Source organism: Streptomyces sp. NPDC002680 (assembly GCF_042889145.1).
Classification (GTDB): Bacteria; Actinomycetota; Actinomycetes; order Streptomycetales; family Streptomycetaceae; genus Streptomyces; species Streptomyces adonidis.
On record NZ_JBIAQP010000001.1, the window covers coordinates 1,048,786 to 1,066,496 of the forward strand.

Here is a 17,711-nt window from a genome sequence, read left to right on the forward strand (position 1 = left end):
CACCGCGCTGCCCCACGACGGCCCGTCCCACAGACAGCCGCAGGTCCCCGCCCTGATCGGCAAGGTCAAACGACGAAAGCCTACGCAATGGAGGTGCCTCCCCAGGCCACCTCTTTCACCGTCCTTCCACATGGTGTCACCACGGGGTTCAGCCATCCCGACTTGAACAAGGCGGGATACCAGGCTACATTTTAAATAAACCCATTGACTTAATTCTAGTGGGTTCATCCACCCATCTGCCTGTTCGGACGGAGACAAGCCATGCCCGACACCCCCACACCACCGCCGGACACCACCGCTCCCGCGTCCGCGTCTCCGAACCCGAACGTGATCGTGGCGGTGCTTGCCTTCGCGGGGATCGTCGTCTCGCTGATGCAGACCCTCGTCATCCCCATTGTCCCCGAGCTGCCGAAGCTCCTGGACGCCCCCGCGTCCGACACCGCCTGGGCGGTCACCGCCACCCTCCTCGCCGCCGCCGTCGCCACCCCCATCGCCGGACGCCTCGGCGACATGTACGGCAAACGCCGCATGCTCCTCACCAGCCTCGCCCTGCTCACCGCAGGCTCCGCGGTCGTCGCACTCAGCGACTCGCTCACCCCGATGATCGTCGGACGCCTGCTCCAGGGCCTCTCCGCCGGTGTCATCCCGCTGGGCCTGAGCATCATGCGCGACGAACTGCCGGCCGAGCGGCTCGGCGCCTCGACCGCGCTGATGAGTGCCTCCCTCGGTATCGGCGCCGCCCTGGGCCTGCCCATCGCTGCCTTCGTCGCTGACAACTTCGACTGGCACGTCCTCTTCTGGGCCTCCACAGCCATGGGCGCCATCGCTCTCGTCACGGTCCTCGTGCTGGTGCCGGAGTCCAAGGTGCGCACCGGCGGACGCTTCGACCTGCTCGGCGGCGTCGGCCTGGCGGCCGGACTCGTCTCCCTCTTGCTGGCCATCTCCAAGGGCGGCGACTGGGGCTGGGCCAGCGGCACCACCCTCGGCCTCTTCGCCGTCGGCATCGTGATCCTGATCGCCTGGGGCTTCTTCGAACTACGCACCACCCAGCCCCTCGTCGACCTGCGCACCACGGTCCGTCCTCAGGTGTTGTTCGCCAACCTGGCCGCCCTGGCCTTCGGTTTCTCCCTGTTCGCGGTCCAGCTGATCGTCCCGCAGATCCTCCAGCTGCCCGAACAGACCGGCTACGGCCTGGGCGAGGACCTGCTGACCGTCGGCCTCGTCCTGGCTCCCCAGGGTCTGATCGTCATGTTCGCGGCCCCGCTCTCCTCGAAGATCTCCCAGGCCAAGGGCCCGAAGCTCACGCTCATGCTCGGCGCTCTCATCGTCGCAGGCGGCTACGCCCTGAACATCTTCCTGATGAGCGAGATCTGGCAGCTCATCCTGGTCTCCTGCGTCATCGGCGCCGGTATCGGATTCGCCTACGGAGCCCTGCCCATGCTCATCATGAGCGCCGTCCCGGTCTCCGAGACCGCCGCCGCCAACGCCTTCAACACCCTGCTGCGCTCCATCGGCAGCTCCGTCGCCAGCGCTGCCTCGGGTGTGATCCTCGCCCAGATGACCATCGACTTCGGCGGCCACGCCCTGCCCTCGGAGAACTCCTTCAAGGTGATCATGGCCATCGGCTGCGGCGCCGCCCTCCTCGCCCTCCTCCTCGCCTCCTTCCTCCCCCACAAGCGATCCACCATCACCGCCCACGGAACCCCCGCCAACGCCCCCGCAACCGCGGACGCCGGGCACAAGGCGTAGCGGGTCCGCTCGGTTGCGGCCGACCTCGATCACCCTCCGATCACCCCCGCCCATCGGTTCAACCGTCGGCGGCCACAGAACAGTTGGAGAACCAATGACTACCGACAACCAGGCAACGCATGCGCACTTTCCGGGCCACCTGCTCGATGGGAAGGTGGCCGTGATCACCGGCGTCGGCGCGGCCGAGACGATCGGGGCGGTCACCGCAGCCGTGTTCGTGCAGGAGGGCGCGCAGGTGGTCTGCGCCGACATCAGCGGCGCGCAGAAGGACACCGCGGTCGCGCTCGGACCCGCAGCGGCTCCCTTCCAGGTCGACATCACGCGCGAGGAAGAGGTCGAAGCCATGTTCGCCCACGCCGTAGAGGTGTTCGGGCGCGTGGACATCCTCGTCAACGTCGCCGGCAACCCCGGCGGACGACGCGGCGACGAGATCACCGTCGAGGAGTACCAGAGCCTGACCTCGGTCCACCTACTCGGCACCGCCCTCACCAACAAACACGCCGTACGAGCCATGACACCCAACGGCGGCGGCGCCATCGTCAACTTCTCCTCCGCCGCCTCCTTCAACACCGACAAACTGATCTCCATGGCCTACGCCGCCGCGAAGTCCGGCGTGAACTCCCTGACCAAGTCCTACGCAGTGCACTACGGACCCCAGAACATCCGCGTCAACGCCGTCGCGCCCGGCTTCACCATGAGCAAGAAGAACCACCGGGTGCCGGCCGAGGCCCTGGCGATGCTGGAGGGCAAGGCGGCGCTGGGCCGGGCAGGGCAGCCGGAGGAGCAGGCGCACGTGGCCGCGTTCCTCGCCTCGGACCGCGCCTCGTTCGTGTCCGGGGTGGTCGTACCCGTCGACGGCGGATGGACCTCAAGGCTCGCCTGACGCTCTCCCGGACGCAGCGCAGCCCACAACAGAGCACCACCACTCCACGGAGAACCCCATGCCGTACGCCCTCGACTCCCAGCTCCAGCAGATCCTCACCGCCAGTCGCCCCACCGCCGACCAAGAGGCACACCGTCCGGCCCGCGGTGACTGGAAGGCCCTCCGCGAGGGCGAGTCCGGTCTGGCCGCCCTCGACGCCATGAAGGCCGAACAGCCGTCCGTCGCCCGCGCCGACCACCACGCCGTGTCCCACGACGGCGCCGAGGTGCTGGTGCGCTGGTACACACCCGCGCGGTACGACGCGTCCGGGGCCGGCCCGGCCGTGGTGTTCCTGCACGGTGGAGGCATGATCTCGGGCTCGGTGGAGCTGTTCGACCGCCTGGCCGCCGGCTACACCGCAGACAGCGGCGTTCCGCTGCTCTCCGTCGACTACCGCCGGGCGCCCGAGCACCCCCACCCCACCCCGGTCGAGGACGCGTACGCGGGCCTCGCCTGGCTGGCCGCGCACGCCGGTGAACTGGGTGTCGACCCGGCCAGGATCGCGCTCATGGGCGAGAGCGCGGGCGGCGGGCTGGCCGCGGGCGCGGCACTGCTGGCCAGGGACCGAGGGCTGCCCTTGACCAGGCAGATCCTCGTCTATCCGATGCTGGACGACCGCACCACCGAACCCGACCCCGCGCTGGTGCCCACGGCCACCTGGAACTACGACAACAACTACACCGGCTGGCACGCCCTGCTGGGCGACGCCGTCGGCGGACCGGATGTGCCGGGCCACGCCGCTCCGGCGCGGGCCGACGACCTGTCCGGCCTGCCCGCGACCTACATCGAGGTCGGAGAGCTGGACATCTTCCGTGACGAGGACGTGGCGTACGCCCGTCGGCTGGCAGCCACCGGCACCTCAGTCGAGCTACATGTGCACCCGGGCTGTCCGCACGCCTTCGACCATCTCGCCCCGCGGATCGACGTCGTCCAACGCTCACGGGCCGACCGGCTGCGTGTCCTGCGCAGCCTCTGACCGAAGGTCCGCCCCCCATGCAGCCCTCTTCCCCCGCCTACGAAGAACGCCTCACCGTCCCCCGTTCCTGGAGCCTGGTCTCCTTCCCCGTCGGTCTCTGGGCGGCCCTCGCCCTGCTGCCCCTCGGCACGCTGCCGATGCTCGCCGGACTGGCCGGCGGCATCGCGGTCACGGCGGCCGTCATGAGCGCGTACGGCTCGCCGCGGATCCGCGTCGTGGGCGGGTTCCTGATCGCGGGGGAGGCGAAGATCCCGGTGTCCGCGTTGGGGGAGGCGAGGACACTCGACCCGGAGGAGACCCGGGCCTGGCGGACATACAAGGCGGACGCACGCGCCTTCCTGCTGCTGCGTGCCTACATCCCCACCGCGCTTCGCGTGGAGGTGGCCGACCCCGCCGATCCGACACCGTATCTGTACCTGTCGACGCGGGAGCCGGAGCGGCTGGCGCAGGCTCTGCGGGAGGCGCGGCCTGCCGTACGAGGTGATCGGGCGAAGCAGACTCCCTAGCTAGCGGAGCGAGTGCTGCGCGAAGAAGTCCCACATCATGTCGGTCGCGTTGATCTCGGTGGAGACGTTGCCGAGGTCGGGGAATGCGGCCGGGTAGGGGGAGCCCGGCCAGGTGTGTCCACCGTCCGCCACCACGTACATGCTCACATCGGCGCCCTCACGGCATGCCTTGTAGGAGGTGAGGGTGACGTGTTCGGTGAGCCGGGTCTCGCGCGGTCCGACGCGGCAGTCGTTCAGTTCCGCCCAGGTGGCGTAGGCCGTGGGAACCGAGTACTGCCAGTAGGCGGGGCCGCCCCCCGGGTAGGGGTTGACCGTGTCCTCCTGTCCGTGGAAGGCCAGGACGGGGACCGGACGCGAGGGGGTGCAGCCACCGGCGACGGGCCGGGTGGGGTCGGCCGCATCGGGGTTGCCGGCCCGTAGACCCGCGACCGGGGCAATCGCGGCTATGCGGTCGGAGAGTCGGCAGGCGAGCAGGGAGGCCATCCGGGCGCCACCCGAGAACCCGGTGGTGTAGACCCGTTCCTGAGCGACGCAGAGGCTGTCGGACAGGGCGGTGATGGTGTCGGAGAGGAACCTGACGTCGTCACGGTCGTCCGGGGAGGGCAGTTGTCCGGAGACGTTCGGCACGCCGGGCAGGACCCAGGTGTAGCCGTCGGGCGAATCAGGCTGCGGTGCGCCACCGTTGGGCAGGGCCACCAGGAACCCGTGTTCGTCGGCGGCTCTCTGCATGTCGCTGATGATGAACTGGTTGGTTCCGTTGGAGCCGCTGCCGTGCAGGTTGAGGACCAACGGGACGGGATGCCGTCCGGTGTATCCGCGGGGCACGTACACCGTCACCGGGTAGGTGACGTCGGCGGAGGTGACCTGGACGGTGGTGAGGCCGGACTCGGCGGGCGCACAACGCGTTCCGGCGGGCCGGACCGCTTCCTGGGTGTCCGCGACCGCCGGTGCCGCGAGGGCGCCGGGAAGCCCGAAGGCCGCCGCGGTCGCGAGAAGGAGGTGGGCGAGTCGTTGGATCACGGGGATCTCCTCTTCCGGGCGGACGTTCACACGGCCCAGACCGCGCGGACCCGGCGCAGCGGGTCGTCCTCGACGTGGGGCTCTGCGGACCACACCATCGCCGTGCGCTCCTCGGCCGTGTAGCGCGGCCACTCCTTGCCCGGGTCCAGGTCCCGGACGAAGGCCACCCATGCTCCGTGGACGGCGTCGGCCAGCGCCTGCGGGGGCGCTGCCCCCGCCGCTGCCGTGACGCCCTCGGCGTCGAGGAGGTCGAAGGCGAACGGCACGTCGAGGCAGTGGAAGGCGGCGCCGTTCACGGGCGAGGTCCAGGTGAACTCGTAGAGCCAGGTGGGGAGTTCACGAGCGGCACGGGTGTCGGCGACGGCCACGGCCGGGGCGCGGAAGGTGCTGTCGGTCAGCGCCTGGCCGAAGTACCCGTCAGGTCCGAGGCTCTCGTACGCGGCACGGCCGGCGTCCAACCGCTCGGGGTCCATGCCCAGGAAGCCGAGGAGTACGGGCAGCGGTGGTGTCATGGGGAGTTCCGGAAGCACGTTGAACTCGTGCGCTGTACAGCCCAGCAGAAGCGGTACGTCGACGCCCGCGTCGCCCTCGGTGAGGGCCGTGAACGGCGGTTGCGGAATCAACTCGCCGTCGGCGAAGGGCGCGAGGGTCTGCATCGGGGGCAGCCCTTCGCGGTCCGCCCCCGGTTCCAGGAGCCGGCTCTGGAGGTCGAACAGTTCGTCGTGGCCGAGTCCGCGCAGCGCGGCGGCCGTCGCCGGGACACCGGTGCGGGCGGTGAACAGACGTGCCGCCGCACGCGCGACGTCGGGGCCGTCCGGGCGCATGAGAATGCCGGAGGCGGATATCGCGCCACGGAACAGTCCACGGGCGGCGGGCACGGCGAGCAGCGTCTGTACGGCGCCGCCGCCCGCCGAGTTACCGGCGATCGTCACCTTCGCCGGGTCGCCGCCGAACCCGGCGATGTTGTCGCGGACCCATTCCAGGGCGGCGATCCAGTCCAGCACCCCACGGTTGGCCGGGGCGTCGTCGAGGTGCAGGAAGCCCTCGACACCGAGCCGGTAGCCCAGCGAGACGAGGACCACGCCGTCCCGGCTGAAGGCGGATCCGTCGTACCAGGGGCTGGCCGCCGAGCCGGCGACATAGCCGCCGCCGTGGATCCAGACCAGGACGGGCAGGGGCTCCCCGGGGACGGTGTCGGGCGTGAAGACGTTGAGGTTCAGGACCGCGTCTCCGGGGATGGTCGGCTCCGGGACCGTCGTGTCCTCGGTGACGGGGTGTCGCTGGGCTGTCGGTCCGTACGCGGTGGCGTCGAGGGGCTCGATCCACCGTTCGGGTGCCACGGGCGCGGCGAACCTCAGCTCGCCGACGGGTGGCCGGGCGTACGGGATGCCTAGGAAACGGATGCCGCCGTCGGGACGCCGCTCACCGCGGACCGGGCCGCGGGCCGTGACGACCAGTGGGGCGTTGATGCTCATCGGGGCTGCTCCTTGCATGGCGCCGGAGGTGTACGTACGGGTCATGTGGCGCGCCTGAACCGCCACACGCTGCCTTCTCCGTCGGCCGACAGGAGGAGAGAGCCGTCCGGGGCTACGGCCAGGCCGGTGAAGGGGCGCGGCGCGCCGGTCATGCCGTGGGTGAACAGCGCGGGTTCGGTGCGCGGTGCCGTGCCCGGGGGCTGTCCGACCGGCAGGTCCTCCGCCTCCGTGCGCCGCTCCCCCGTGCTGAGCGAGATCGCCGTGAGTCTGCGGGGTCCGGTCTCGACGGTGAACAGCGTGTCTCCCAGGACCGCGAGACCGTGGGGTGCGCCGAGTCCGTCCGCGAGGACTTCCGTCGTTCCGTCCTCCGTGAGCCGTAGCACTGCTCCGAGCCGGTTGTCGCTCACCAGGCAGTGCCCGTCGCTGTCGAAGGCGACGTCCACCGGGTGGTCGAGCCCTTCGGCCAGGACGGTGACGGAATCGGTGTCGTCGACGGCCACGATCCGGCCGGCCCCCGCCTCGGCGACAACCAGGGCGCCGTCCGGGGCGACCGTGATGCCGACCGGTTCCCTCAGTCCCGCCGCGCGTTCCCTGGTCGTCCCGTCATCGGGATCGTAGGTGTGGACCTCCCCGTACTGGGAGGTGAGATGCACGAGACCGCCCGCGTTGGTCACGCCGTGCACGAAGGGTGGCAGCAGGGTCAGCGAAGCTGTGTCCCCCTCGGGCTGTGGCCCGACGAGGCGGTAGTGGTCACCCGCGTAGATCGTGCCGCCGAGGTCGACCGTCACGCCGTAGGGGCCGTCGAGTCCGCGCGGGACGATCTCACGGGTGCGGCCGTCGGGGTGCAGTTCGGTGACGCCTCCGGTGGCGTAGCTGGAGACGAACATGCGGTTGTCCTCGTCGAAGGCCGCGTTGTCGAGGCCGACCAGTCCGCTGGCGACGAGGCTGCGAGAGCCGCTGCCGTGCAGGTCGATGCGGGTGACGATGCCTTCGACGCCCCGGGACAGGACGTGCAGGACACCGCCCTGGTCGAAGCGGACTGCGACCGGCTCGTGGACGTCCTCGGCGACCGGCTCGGGCACGCCGCCGTCCGGCGGGATGCACCAGACCTGGCCCGTCATCATGTGCGGGTAGTAGAGCCGACCGTCCGGACCGAGCTGCATGGCGTTGCCGAGGGCGAGCCCTTCCGTGAGCACCACGGGATCGCCACCGTCCGGGAACAGTTCCAGCAGCCGGCCGCCCGGCCGCATCTCGTTGACGAACAGCCGGTCGCCGACGCAGGTGATGCCGTTGGGGACCTTCACGTCCTCCGAGACCAGGCTGTACTCGCCGGCCCGGCTGCGCCGCCACACCCGGCCCGGCACCAGGTCGGCGATGTACATGGAGCCGTCCGCGCCGAAGGCGAGGTCGTCCGGCGACTGGACCGGGCCGTCCATCGGTACGACCGTCTCCACGTCCCCGGTCGCGAGGTCGACGGAGCTGATCTGTCCGGCGAGGAACTGAGCGACGTAGAGCCGTCCGTCGGGGCCGAAGGCGACGCCGTTGGAACCCCAAAGACGGCTGGGCGGGTTGAGGCGCTCCGCACGCCAACGCGAGGTGGAGACGGTCGCGTTGCCGGACTCGTCGAAGCGGCTGGGAAGCAAGGTGCTCACGCCTCCTCCGCCTCCACGAGCACCTCGTCCGGGCCGCCGTCGGCACGCCAGGTCCTGAGCAACTCGTGGAAGGCGACCGGACCGTCGGCATACGCCTCGTTCCGCTCCACCGGCTTGCCCTCGTTGTTGTAGTAACCGGGGGTGCACTGCGCCTGGAAGGCGTGCAGGTCGGGTGCCTTCTCCTGCAGGGCGGCCACCCACGCCTCCTGCGCCTCGGCGGTCGGCTCGACGTACCGGGCCCGGCGCCTTCCCGCCTGGGCGACCAACTCGGCGACGTGGACAGCCTGTTCGTCGAGGATGTGCACGAAGTTCACGGCGGACGCGTTCTGCAGCGGGCCGAGCTGGAACAGGTTGGGGAAGCCGTGGGTGCTGAAGCCGTGCAGCGTCTTCGGGCCCTCGGCCCAGGCCTCGAAGAGGTGGACGCCTCCCTTTCCGTACACCGGGAGTTGCCCGGACAGGATGCCCGAGACGCCGGTCTCGAAGCCGGTGGCGAAGATGACGCAGTCGACCTCGTACTCGGTGTCGCCGACGACGACCGAGGTCTCCGTCATCCGCTGCACGCCGTGGGTGTCGGCCGTGTCGACGAGGGTGACGTCGGGCCGGTTGAAGGTCTGGAGGTAGGTGTCGCTGAACGTGGGCCGCTTGCACATGTAGCGGTACCAGGGCTTCAGCTTCTCCGCCGTCGCCGGGTCCTCGACGATGCCTTCGACCCGGGCGCGGATCTCGTTCATCTTCTGGAAGTCGGCGAGTTCGTAGGCCCGTTCGCGTTCTTCGGCGGGTACGTCCGCGTACGCGTTGGTGGGGATGAGCTTCTCCTGGAGCCGGGCGCTGCTCGTCCAGGAGTCGCCGACCAGGTCCTCGTCCGTGCGGACGCCGGTGACGACCTTCAGGAAGTTGTCCCTGCGGTGCCGCGCCCAGCCCGGCCGGAGGGAGGCGGCCCACTCCGGGTCGGTGGGGCGGTTGTCGCGTACGTCCACGGAGGAGGGCGTGCGCTGGAACACGTACAGGTGGGCCGCGTCCCGGCCGAGGTGTGGGACCACCTGGATGGCGGTGGCACCGGTGCCGACGAGGGCGACCCGCTTGCCGGCGAGCCCGGTCATGCCGCCGTTCGCGTCGCCGCCGGTGTAGGCGTAGTCCCAGCGGCTGGTGTGGAAGGTGTGGCCCTTGAAGGACTCGATGCCGGGGATCCCGGGGAGTTTGGCCTGGCTGAGCGATCCGGTGGCGGTGACGACGTAGCGGGCCCGCATGCGGTCGCCGCGGTCGGTGGCGACGATCCACTCCGACTCGGCCTCGTCCCACCGTAGTTCGGTGGCCTGCGTACGGAAGCACGCGTCGTCGTAGAGGCGGAAGTGCCGCGCGACGGCCCGCGCGTGCTGCCGGATCTCCTCGCCCGGCGCGTACCGCCACTTCGGGACGTAGCCGATCTCGTCCAGCAGCGGCAGGTAGACGTACGACTCGATGTCGCAGTGGATGCCCGGGTAGCGGTTCCAGTACCAGGTGCCGCCGAAGTCGCCGCCCTTGTCGATCACCCGGATCGATTCCACGCCCGCCTGTCGAAGCCGGGCGGCGGCGAGCAGGCCTCCGAAGCCACCGCCGACGATCGCGACGTCGACCCGGTCGTGCAGCGGTTCCCGGGTGAACTCACCTTCGACGTACGGGTCTTCGGCGTAGTAGCCGAACTCGCCACTGACGGCGTTGTACTGGGCGGTGCCGTCGGGGCGGATACGACGGTCGCGCTCGGCGCGGTAGCGGGCGCGCAGGGCCTCGGGGTCGAAGCCGAGGTCGTCCGGGTGGGGGGTGGAGGTACGGGAGGCGGAATGGGAGGAGGTGTGGGGGGTGGACATCGGTGTCCTGGTCCTCTCTTCGGTCCTTCTTCGGTCCTTCGCGGGCCGGCTTTCAAAATCTAACATCTACAAAATTTAGGAGCTAGGGTGATCGCGACACCGCCGTCCCGCACGACCGCACGCCGAAGGGCCGCACATGACCACCAACCCCAATCCGGTCATTCCGGGCTTCTATCCGGATCCGTCCGTCTGCCGTGTCGGCGAGGACTACTACCTGGTGAACTCCAGCTTCGAGTACTTCCCCGGGGTACCGATCTTCCACAGCCGGGACCTGGTGCGGTGGGAGCAGATCGGCAACGTCCTCGACCGGCCGAGCCAGTTCACCGTGCGGCCGGGGCGGGAGGGAGCCAGCGCGGGCATCTACGCGCCCACGATCCGCCACCACGACGGCGAGTTCTGGATGGTGACCACGAACCGCGAGGACGTGCTGAAGGGCCATCTGATCGTCCGCGCGAGCGACCCGGCGGGCGAGTGGAGCGAGCCCGTGTACACCACGGGCGCGATCGGCATCGACCCCGACCTCGCCTGGGACGAGTCCGGTACCTGCTACCTGACCTGGTCGTTCCCGGGCGGCATCCATCAGTCCACGGTGGACCCGGCGACCGGCAAGGTGCTCTCCGAACCGCGCCTCATCTGGAGCGGCACGGGCCTGGCCCACGTGGAGGGCCCGCACCTGTACCGGCACGGCGCGTACTGGTACCTCCTGGTGGCCGAGGGCGGCACCGGCCCGGGACACGGGGTCACCGTCGCCCGCTCGGACTCACCCTCCGGCCCGTGGGAACCGCACCCCGCCAACCCGGTTCTCTCCCACCGCAGTTCCCCGCACCCGGTACAGAACACCGGCCACGGCGACCTGGTCGAACTGCCCGACGGCTCCTGGGCGATGGTGCACCTGGGCGTACGGCCGCGCGGATCGTTCCCTGAGTCCCATGTCAACGGCCGGGAGACCTTCCTCACCGGCGTGGACTGGGTCGACGACTGGCCCGTGATCGTCGAGGACCGGTTCGACGTGCCCCAAGCGCCCACCGCCTTCACCGACGACTTCGACGCGCAGCGGCTGCATCCGCGCTGGATCGCGCCGGGCGCCGACCCTCGCTCCTTCGCCGTGCCCAGGCCGGGCGGCGGCATTCGTCTGTCGGCCGGACGGGCGCCCGAGGCGCGAGAGGCCGCTCGGCTTCTCTCGGTCCGGGCCCGCGACTCCTCCTGGACCGCGACCGCCACCGTGCCGCAGGGCGACGTGGCCCTGGTCGTACGGATCGACGACGCACACTGGGCCGCCGTGGAACGTCAGGGCACGACCGTGTCGGCGCGCGCGGTCGTCGGCCCGTTCGACCAGGTGCTGGGCACCGCCGAGGGCGTCACGCCGGACCACCCGCTCGCCCTGCGCTCCGTCGCCAACACCGAGCAGTTCGCCTTCGCCAAGGGCCCCGACGACCTCCACCTCGGCTACCTCGCCGACGGCAGGTTCCGGTCGCTGGCCACGATCGACGGGCGGTACCTGTCGACCGAGGTGGCGGGCGGCTTCACCGGCCGGGTGATCGGCGTGGAGGGGCTGGGCACGGACGCCCTGCTCACCCGCTTCACCTACGCACCCGACCCGGACCCGGTACCGGCGGACCCGATGGTGATGCCGCCCGCCGCCGACTCCTGACGGCTGCGGGCGGTCGCGAACACTTCGGCCTGCTGAACTCATGGGCTCCCACGTGTCCTTGGAGGAGATCACTCCAGGGACGGCGCCTCTTGTCGGCGAGTCATCCCGAGGGAGAGCGCGAGCCGACGCGCGTCGTACATCGCCGCGTGGATGTCCCGGCCGGCCACCGCGTCCCCGATGCGGTACAGCTGGTAGCGGCCGTCCGGGTTGCGCGAGAGCTGCTGCGGCGCGACGGCGACGAGCGCGTCGAGGTCGACCTCACCGAGGTTCGTGGACGCGTCCTTGAGCTCCAGATAGACGTCGTCATTGGGCCGTGTGCCGTGCTCGACCACCACCTGGTCCACGACGCGTTCCACGCACTGGCCGGTGTACTCGTTGCGGAGGACGGCCACGAGCCCGTCGGCGCCGCGGCGGACCTCGCGAAGCCGATGGTCAGGAGTGAGCCGTACGCCGGACCGGTAGAAGGAGTCGAGGTATGCCGGGTACAGCGTGCCGACCACTTCGTGGCCCACCACTCGGTCGGGGGTGACGATCTCCACCTCGGAGCCCGCCTCGACCAGCCGCTCGACAGTGGACATCCCCTGGTGGTTGCCGTGGTCGTCGAAGACGAGGACTCGCCGCCCGGGCGTCGCGTCGCCGCCGAGGATGTCCCACGTCGACACGACGAGGTCCTCCCCCGCGTCGAGCGCCGGCGTCGCGGGGAGGCCGCCAGTGGCGACGATCACGACGTCCGGGTTCAGCGCCCGGACGTCGGCGGCGTCGGCGTAGGTGTTGAGCCGCACCGTGACACCGAGCGTCCGTGCCTCGGCCTCCAGCCAGTTGACGATGCTGAGCAGCTCCTTCTGCCGCTCGTTGGCGCGCGCGGCGAGCTGCACCTGACCGCCGAGCCGGCCGGCCGCCTCCAGCAGGGTCACCGTGTGCCCGCGCTCGGCGCAGACCCGGGCCGCCTCCAGCCCCGCCGGGCCACCGCCGACCACGACGACCTGGCCGCGTCGCGCCGCCGGGGGCGAGATCTGCGGGATGAACTGCTCGCGACCGGTGGCCGGATTGTGCAGACAGAGGGCGTCGAGACCGACGTAGATCCGGTTGAGGCAGTACGAGGCTCCGACGCACGGGCGGATCCGGTCCTCCTCGCCGGCTTCGAGCTTGCGCACGATGTGCGGGTCGGCGATGTGCGCGCGCACCATGCCGACGAGGTCCACGCCGCCCTCCCGCAGAGCGTGGCGCGCGGTGGGCAGGTCTGCGATGCGGCCCGCGTGGATGAGCGGGAGATCGACCTTGTCCCTGAACGCCCGGACAAGGGGCAGGTACCCGCCGAGCGGAGTGCCGAGCGGCTGGATCTGCCGGGCGAGTTCCAGGTCCGTCGTCGAGGACCCCACGGTCAGCGAGATGAAGTCGACGAGGCCCGACGAGGCCAGGCGCTGCCCGATCGCAATGGAGTCCTGTGCCGTCAGGCCTCCTTCGGCGTTCTCGGCCGCGCTCATGCGGATGCCGACGATGTAGTCGTCGCCGACGGCGGCGCGGACCCCCTCCATCACTTCGAACGCGAACCGGAGCCGACCGTCGAAACTGCCGCCGTAGCGGTCGGTGCGCCGGTTCATGCGCGGCGACCAGAACTGGTCGATCAGATGCCCGCCGTGCGCGCTGACCTCGACACCGTCCAGGCCGCCGTCCTTGCATCGGCGCGCCGCCGCACCGTAGGCGCGCACGATCCGACGGATGTCGAACTCCTCCATCTCCTTGGGGGAACTCCGGTGCGCCGGCTCCCGCAGCGGTGACGAGGACACCATCGGCAGCCACTGCGCGTCGTCCCACCGGGTACGGCGGCCCATGTGCGTGATCTGGCTCATCACCGCGGCGCCGTGGGCGTGCACACCGTCGGCGATCTCCCGGAAGTAGGGGACGACCGCGTCGTCGCCGACGTAGACCTGGCCGAACGAGGACGGCGAGTCGATCGCGACGTTCGCCGATCCGCCGATCATCGTGAGCGCGATGCCGCCCTTGGCCTTCTCCTCGTGGTAGAGCCGGTAGCGCTCCTTCGGCTTGCCGTCCTCGGCGTAGGCCGGCTCATGGCTGGTGCTGATGATGCGGTTGCGCAACCGCAGATGCCTGAGCTGGAAGGGCTGGAGCAGCGGGTCGGTGGAGGCACCGGTCATCGGAACACCCCTCTCGGTGTCGGCGCGGGAGGCACGGGGCCAGGGCCGGGAAGGTCACTGCCGGAGACCGCGTTCGGGGAACCCCGCAGCGCGTTGCAGACCATCGTCGAGCAGCGCGCCGGGGCGGGACATCTACTGCGGACGGAGATCCGCGGCCCGATTTCCACGATTGTCGAAATGGCTCCCTGACAGAGCGCCGACGGCCGTGCGCATGACGGTTGTTCGACCACGTGCTCCAGCGTGGCCTGGCCGCGCCGAACGGCGAGGCGGGCCGGACGAGTTCATCCGGCCCGCCCGTCTCCGCCGGGGTCACCTGTCGCAGACCCGCCCCGTACTCACTCCCCCGTGTCCAGGGCCCCGCCCTTGCGCGCGACCCCGCCGAGCCACGCCAGGCTCGGCTTCGGGGTGCGCTCGAACGTCTCGCGGTCCACGGCTATGAGACCGAACGTCGGCGCCCAGTGGCCCCACTCGAAGTTGTCCAGCGCCGACCAGTGCAGATAGCCGCGCACATCGATGCCCTCGGCGATCGCGTCGTACAGGTGCCCGAGCGCCTCGGTCGTGTAGGCGATGCGGCGTGAGTCGTCGGTGGTGGCGATGCCGTTCTCGGTGACGAGCAGGGGGATGCCCTCCGTGGCCTCCCAGGCGTGCCGCAGGGCGATGCCGAGGGCGTCGGGCCGGTACGCCCAGCCGGTCAGGGTGTTGTCGGGGCTCTCGGGTGCGGGGACGATGCCGTCCTTGTCGACCAGTTGGCTGGTGTACGACTGCACGCCCAGGAAGTCGTCCCCGCGTGCCCCGTGGTGGTAGAGGTCCTCCCACGCCCACCGCAGCTCGGCGTGGAGTTCCTCGCTGCCGGGGGTGGGGACCAGCGCCTGCTGCGCCACGGTCCAGCCGACCTTCGCGGAGGTGTGCTCGCGCAGGACGACCACGGCAGCCCGGTGGGCCCGCACGAGGGCCTCGCCGATCTCCGTACTGGGGGACGGCATCCGCATGCCCGCGCCGAGGTTGATGTCAACGCCGTCGGCCACGGCCGTCGCCATGCCGCTCATCAGGGCCAGGATGTTCGGCTCGTTGATGGTGCAGACCCAGGTGACGTCGTCGAGGATCGGGCAGACCTGCTCGACGTAGCCGGCGAAGCGGTCGACGGCCTTCGGGCTCGTCCAGCCGCCCTCGTCGGTGAACCAGCGGGGGCTGCTGAAGTGGTGCAGAGTGACGACCGGTTCGAGGCCGAGGCCGCGCGCCGTCTCGATCATGCACCGGTAGTGGGCGAGTTCGGCCCGCGAGTACTGGCCGGGCTCGGGCTCGATCCGGGCCCACTCGACGCCGAACCGGTAGGCGTTCAGACCGGCTTCGGCCAGCAGGCGCATGTCCTCGCCGTAGCGGTGGTAGCTGTCGAGGGCATCGCCGCTCGGTTCCAGGTGTCCTTGGCTCTGGTGCTCCATCCGCCACCAGTCGCTGTTGATGTTGTTTCCCTCGATCTGGTGCGGCGAGGTGGACGCGCCCCACAGGAAGTCGGGACGCAGGTCGGGCGCACGGCTCATCGGGTCGCCTCCAGGATCTCGGTCAGGTCGTCGGCGGTCACGGGGACGCCGGGGAAATGCAGGTACTGACGGGCCGGGATGGACGCGACCATCTCCATGAGGTCGCTGTTGGCCTCCGCCTGCCGGCGCTGCTCCTCGGTCGCCCCGGCCATGAGGGCCTCCTGGAGCAGTGGACCGGCCACCGGGTGGGCGAACCAGTCGCCGATGGCGGAGTCGAGGGTCAGGGCAGCGGCGGCGGCATCACCGACGAGGGTGATCGTCTGCTCGGCGACGACGCGGGCGGCGCTCTCGCCGAGCTGGATCGTGTACTCGCCCGGGGCCACCGTCCAGCGGCCGGCTTCCACGTCGTAGTAGGCGAACGCCCTTCGCCCCAGCGGAAGTTCGACTGTGCGGGACTCACCGGGAGCCAGGGCGAGCTTGGTGAAGGCGCGCAGCTCACGCACCGGGCGGCGCACTCGCCCGGCACCGGTCGCGACGTACACCTGGACGACGTGCTTGCCGGCCCGCTCGCCCGTGTTGGTCACCCGCAGCCGGACGGTGGCGGTGTCGTCCCCGGTGATGTCGACCGACAGTTCGCCCGTCTCGAAGGTCGTGTAGCCGAGGCCGTGTCCGAACGGGTAGCGCACGGCGCGGCCGACACTCTCGTAGTGGCGGTAGCCGACCATCACCCCCTCGCCGTAGCGGACGTGGCCCGCTTCTCCGGGGAAGGTGAGGTAGCTGGGGTTGTCCTCCAGCCGCAGCGGGATGCTCTCCGCCAGTCGGCCGGACGGGTTGACGGCGCCGGTCAGGACGTCGGCAAGGGCGGCGCCGCCGGCCTGGCCGAGCAGCCAGCCCGCCATGATCGCGTCGACGTCGTCGTGCCAGCCCTCCAGGGACACCACGCCGCCGGTCGAGAGGACGACCACCGTGCGCGGGGCGACGGCGGCCACCGCCCGCACCACTGCCACCTGGTCCGCGGGCAGGTCGAGGTGCTCACGGTCGGAGCCCTCCGTGTCCCCGCGCAGCCCGACGAAGACCACGGCGACCTCGACCCCGCAGGCGGCCCGTGCGGCCTCCTCACGCAGTTCCTCGGGGTCGCCCGTCCCGTCGGTGGTGAACCCGGGCGCGTACGTCACGGGGTGACCGAGGACCTGGAGCGTCTCCAGCGCGGTGTCGACGCGGGTGGCGTTGACGAGGGAGCTGCCGCCGCCCTGGAACTGGGGTCTCGCGGCGAACTCGCCGATGACGGCGAGACGTACGCCCTCCGCCAACGGCAAGGTGTACTTGTCGTTCTTCAGCAGCACTACGCAGTCGGCGGCCACCTCGCGGGCCAGCGCGTGGTGCTCGGCGGCGGGTACGGCGGCCCCGGCGTCCGGGGGCACGGCGCGTCCGGCGAGGGCGGCCACCCTGCGTACGCTCGCATCGACCAGTGCCTCGTCCAGGCCGCCTTCGCGCACCGCCCGCACGACCGCCGCGTCGTGGACGGGGTCCGGACCCGGCATCTGCAGGTCGAGGCCTGCGGCCAGCGCTGCCACCCGGTCGCCGACGCCGCCCCAGTCCGAGACGACCAGCCCTTCGAAGCCCCATTCCTCCCGCAGGATCTCGGTGAGCAGCCGGCGGCTCTCGGAGGCCGGGACGCCGTTGATCCGGTTGTAGGCGGCCATGACGGCCACCGGGCGGGCCTCGGTGACGACACGTTCGAAGGCCGCCAGGTAGATCTCGCGCAGGGTGCGCTCGTCGACGTCGGCGCTGACGCGCATCCGGTCGGTCTCCTGGTTGTTGGCGGCGAAGTGCTTGACGGTCGCCGCCACGCCCTGGGTCTGCATGCCGCGTACGAAGGCGGCGCCCAGGACGCCGGACAGGAGGGGGTCCTCGGAGTAGTACTCGAAGTTGCGCCCGCACAACGGGGAGCGCTTGATGTTCACGCCGGGGCCCAGGACGACGGCGACGCCGTGCGCGCGGGCCTCCCGGCCCACGGCCTCCCCCACCCGGGCGGCGAGCTCGGTGTCCCAGCCGGAACCGACCGCGACGGCCGGCGGAAAGCAGGTGGCGGGCTCGCTCGCATGGAAGCCCAGATGGTCGGTGCCCTCCATCTGACGACGGATGCCGTGCGGGCCGTCGGTCAGCACCACCGCGCGAACTCCTGCCCGGTCGAGCGGCTGAGTGGACCAGAAGTCCCCTCCGGAGAGCAGGGACGCCTTCTCCTCCAGGGAGAGGGCCGCGGTGTCGAACTGCTGCATGTG

At 70.9% G+C, this 17,711-nt stretch carries 12 protein-coding genes; 5 read left to right on the forward strand and 7 right to left on the reverse strand.

Annotated elements, in window-relative coordinates; genetic code table 11:
- Positions 1–261: 261 nt before the first annotated feature.
- The 4 genes from ACFYXF_RS04790 to ACFYXF_RS04805 all read left to right on the forward strand — a co-directional run bounded on the left by ACFYXF_RS04790 (position 262) and on the right by ACFYXF_RS04805 (position 4,153).
- Positions 262–1,749, forward strand: coding sequence for an MFS transporter (locus tag ACFYXF_RS04790; RefSeq protein ID WP_389348080.1), 1,488 nt, complete (start codon positions 262–264; stop codon positions 1,747–1,749).
- A gap of 94 nt (positions 1,750–1,843) precedes the next feature.
- A complete protein-coding gene (locus ACFYXF_RS04795; protein WP_389348081.1) occupies positions 1,844–2,632 on the forward strand; it encodes an SDR family NAD(P)-dependent oxidoreductase in 789 nt (262 codons plus the stop codon).
- Between the two features lie 58 nt (positions 2,633–2,690).
- The gene (locus ACFYXF_RS04800; RefSeq protein ID WP_389348082.1) at positions 2,691–3,647 is read left to right on the forward strand and encodes an alpha/beta hydrolase; all 957 of its coding nucleotides are present in this window, start codon (positions 2,691–2,693) and stop codon (positions 3,645–3,647) included.
- 17 nt (positions 3,648–3,664) lie between these two features.
- The gene (locus tag ACFYXF_RS04805) at positions 3,665–4,153 is read left to right on the forward strand and encodes a DUF3093 domain-containing protein (protein ID WP_389348083.1); all 489 of its coding nucleotides are present in this window, start codon (positions 3,665–3,667) and stop codon (positions 4,151–4,153) included.
- Here the strand turns inward: ACFYXF_RS04805 and ACFYXF_RS04810 are convergent, their stop codons facing one another.
- The 4 genes from ACFYXF_RS04810 to ACFYXF_RS04825 are packed head-to-tail and all read right to left on the reverse strand — an operon-like array spanning position 4,154 to position 10,144.
- Positions 4,154–5,173: an alpha/beta hydrolase family esterase gene (locus ACFYXF_RS04810; protein WP_389348084.1), complete on the reverse strand. Its 1,020-nt coding sequence runs from the start codon at positions 5,171–5,173 to the stop codon at positions 4,154–4,156. It abuts the gene before it with no gap.
- Between the two features lie 26 nt (positions 5,174–5,199).
- Positions 5,200–6,648 (reverse strand): carboxylesterase/lipase family protein, encoded by a 1,449-nt coding sequence (locus tag ACFYXF_RS04815; RefSeq protein WP_389348085.1) that lies wholly within the window; start codon positions 6,646–6,648, stop codon positions 5,200–5,202.
- A 41-nt stretch (positions 6,649–6,689) separates the two neighbouring features.
- The gene (locus ACFYXF_RS04820) at positions 6,690–8,291 is read right to left on the reverse strand and encodes an SMP-30/gluconolactonase/LRE family protein (RefSeq protein ID WP_389348465.1); all 1,602 of its coding nucleotides are present in this window, start codon (positions 8,289–8,291) and stop codon (positions 6,690–6,692) included.
- 5 nt (positions 8,292–8,296) lie between these two features.
- Positions 8,297–10,144 (reverse strand): flavin-containing monooxygenase, encoded by a 1,848-nt coding sequence (locus tag ACFYXF_RS04825; RefSeq protein ID WP_389348086.1) that lies wholly within the window; start codon positions 10,142–10,144, stop codon positions 8,297–8,299.
- 136 nt (positions 10,145–10,280) lie between these two features.
- Between ACFYXF_RS04825 and ACFYXF_RS04830 the strand changes: the two genes are divergently transcribed.
- Entirely contained in the window at positions 10,281–11,795 is a 1,515-nt protein-coding gene (locus ACFYXF_RS04830) for a family 43 glycosylhydrolase (RefSeq protein WP_389348087.1), read from the forward strand.
- Between the two features lie 68 nt (positions 11,796–11,863).
- On the opposite strand, the gene ACFYXF_RS04835 is transcribed toward ACFYXF_RS04830, so the two are convergent.
- The 3 genes from ACFYXF_RS04835 to ACFYXF_RS04845 all read right to left on the reverse strand — a co-directional run bounded on the left by ACFYXF_RS04835 (position 11,864) and on the right by ACFYXF_RS04845 (position 17,708).
- The gene (locus ACFYXF_RS04835) at positions 11,864–13,951 is read right to left on the reverse strand and encodes an FAD-dependent oxidoreductase (protein ID WP_389348088.1); all 2,088 of its coding nucleotides are present in this window, start codon (positions 13,949–13,951) and stop codon (positions 11,864–11,866) included.
- A 335-nt stretch (positions 13,952–14,286) separates the two neighbouring features.
- Positions 14,287–15,489: a glycoside hydrolase family 1 protein gene (locus ACFYXF_RS04840; RefSeq protein WP_389348089.1), complete on the reverse strand. Its 1,203-nt coding sequence runs from the start codon at positions 15,487–15,489 to the stop codon at positions 14,287–14,289.
- The gene (locus ACFYXF_RS04845; RefSeq protein ID WP_389348090.1) at positions 15,486–17,708 is read right to left on the reverse strand and encodes a glycoside hydrolase family 3 C-terminal domain-containing protein; all 2,223 of its coding nucleotides are present in this window, start codon (positions 17,706–17,708) and stop codon (positions 15,486–15,488) included. The genes ACFYXF_RS04840 and ACFYXF_RS04845 overlap by 4 nt, the downstream gene beginning before the upstream one ends.
- Positions 17,709–17,711: the final 3 nt, after the last annotated feature.

What these genes read in the sequence shown, in the direction of transcription:
- ACFYXF_RS04790 (WP_389348080.1), top strand. Translation starts at nt 262, where the DNA reads ATGCCCGACACCCCCACACCACCGCCGGACACCACCGCTCCCGCGTCC.
- ACFYXF_RS04795 (WP_389348081.1), top strand. Translation starts at nt 1,844, where the DNA reads ATGACTACCGACAACCAGGCAACGCATGCGCACTTTCCGGGCCACCTG.
- ACFYXF_RS04800 (WP_389348082.1), top strand. Translation starts at nt 2,691, where the DNA reads ATGCCGTACGCCCTCGACTCCCAGCTCCAGCAGATCCTCACCGCCAGT.
- ACFYXF_RS04805 (WP_389348083.1), top strand. Translation starts at nt 3,665, where the DNA reads ATGCAGCCCTCTTCCCCCGCCTACGAAGAACGCCTCACCGTCCCCCGT.
- ACFYXF_RS04815 (WP_389348085.1), bottom strand. Translation starts at nt 6,648, where the DNA reads ATGAGCATCAACGCCCCACTGGTCGTCACGGCCCGCGGCCCGGTCCGC.
- ACFYXF_RS04825 (WP_389348086.1), bottom strand. Translation starts at nt 10,144, where the DNA reads ATGTCCACCCCCCACACCTCCTCCCATTCCGCCTCCCGTACCTCCACC.
- ACFYXF_RS04830 (WP_389348087.1), top strand. Translation starts at nt 10,281, where the DNA reads ATGACCACCAACCCCAATCCGGTCATTCCGGGCTTCTATCCGGATCCG.
- ACFYXF_RS04835 (WP_389348088.1), bottom strand. Translation starts at nt 13,951, where the DNA reads ATGACCGGTGCCTCCACCGACCCGCTGCTCCAGCCCTTCCAGCTCAGG.
- ACFYXF_RS04840 (WP_389348089.1), bottom strand. Translation starts at nt 15,489, where the DNA reads ATGAGCCGTGCGCCCGACCTGCGTCCCGACTTCCTGTGGGGCGCGTCC.
- ACFYXF_RS04845 (WP_389348090.1), bottom strand. Translation starts at nt 17,708, where the DNA reads ATGCAGCAGTTCGACACCGCGGCCCTCTCCCTGGAGGAGAAGGCGTCC.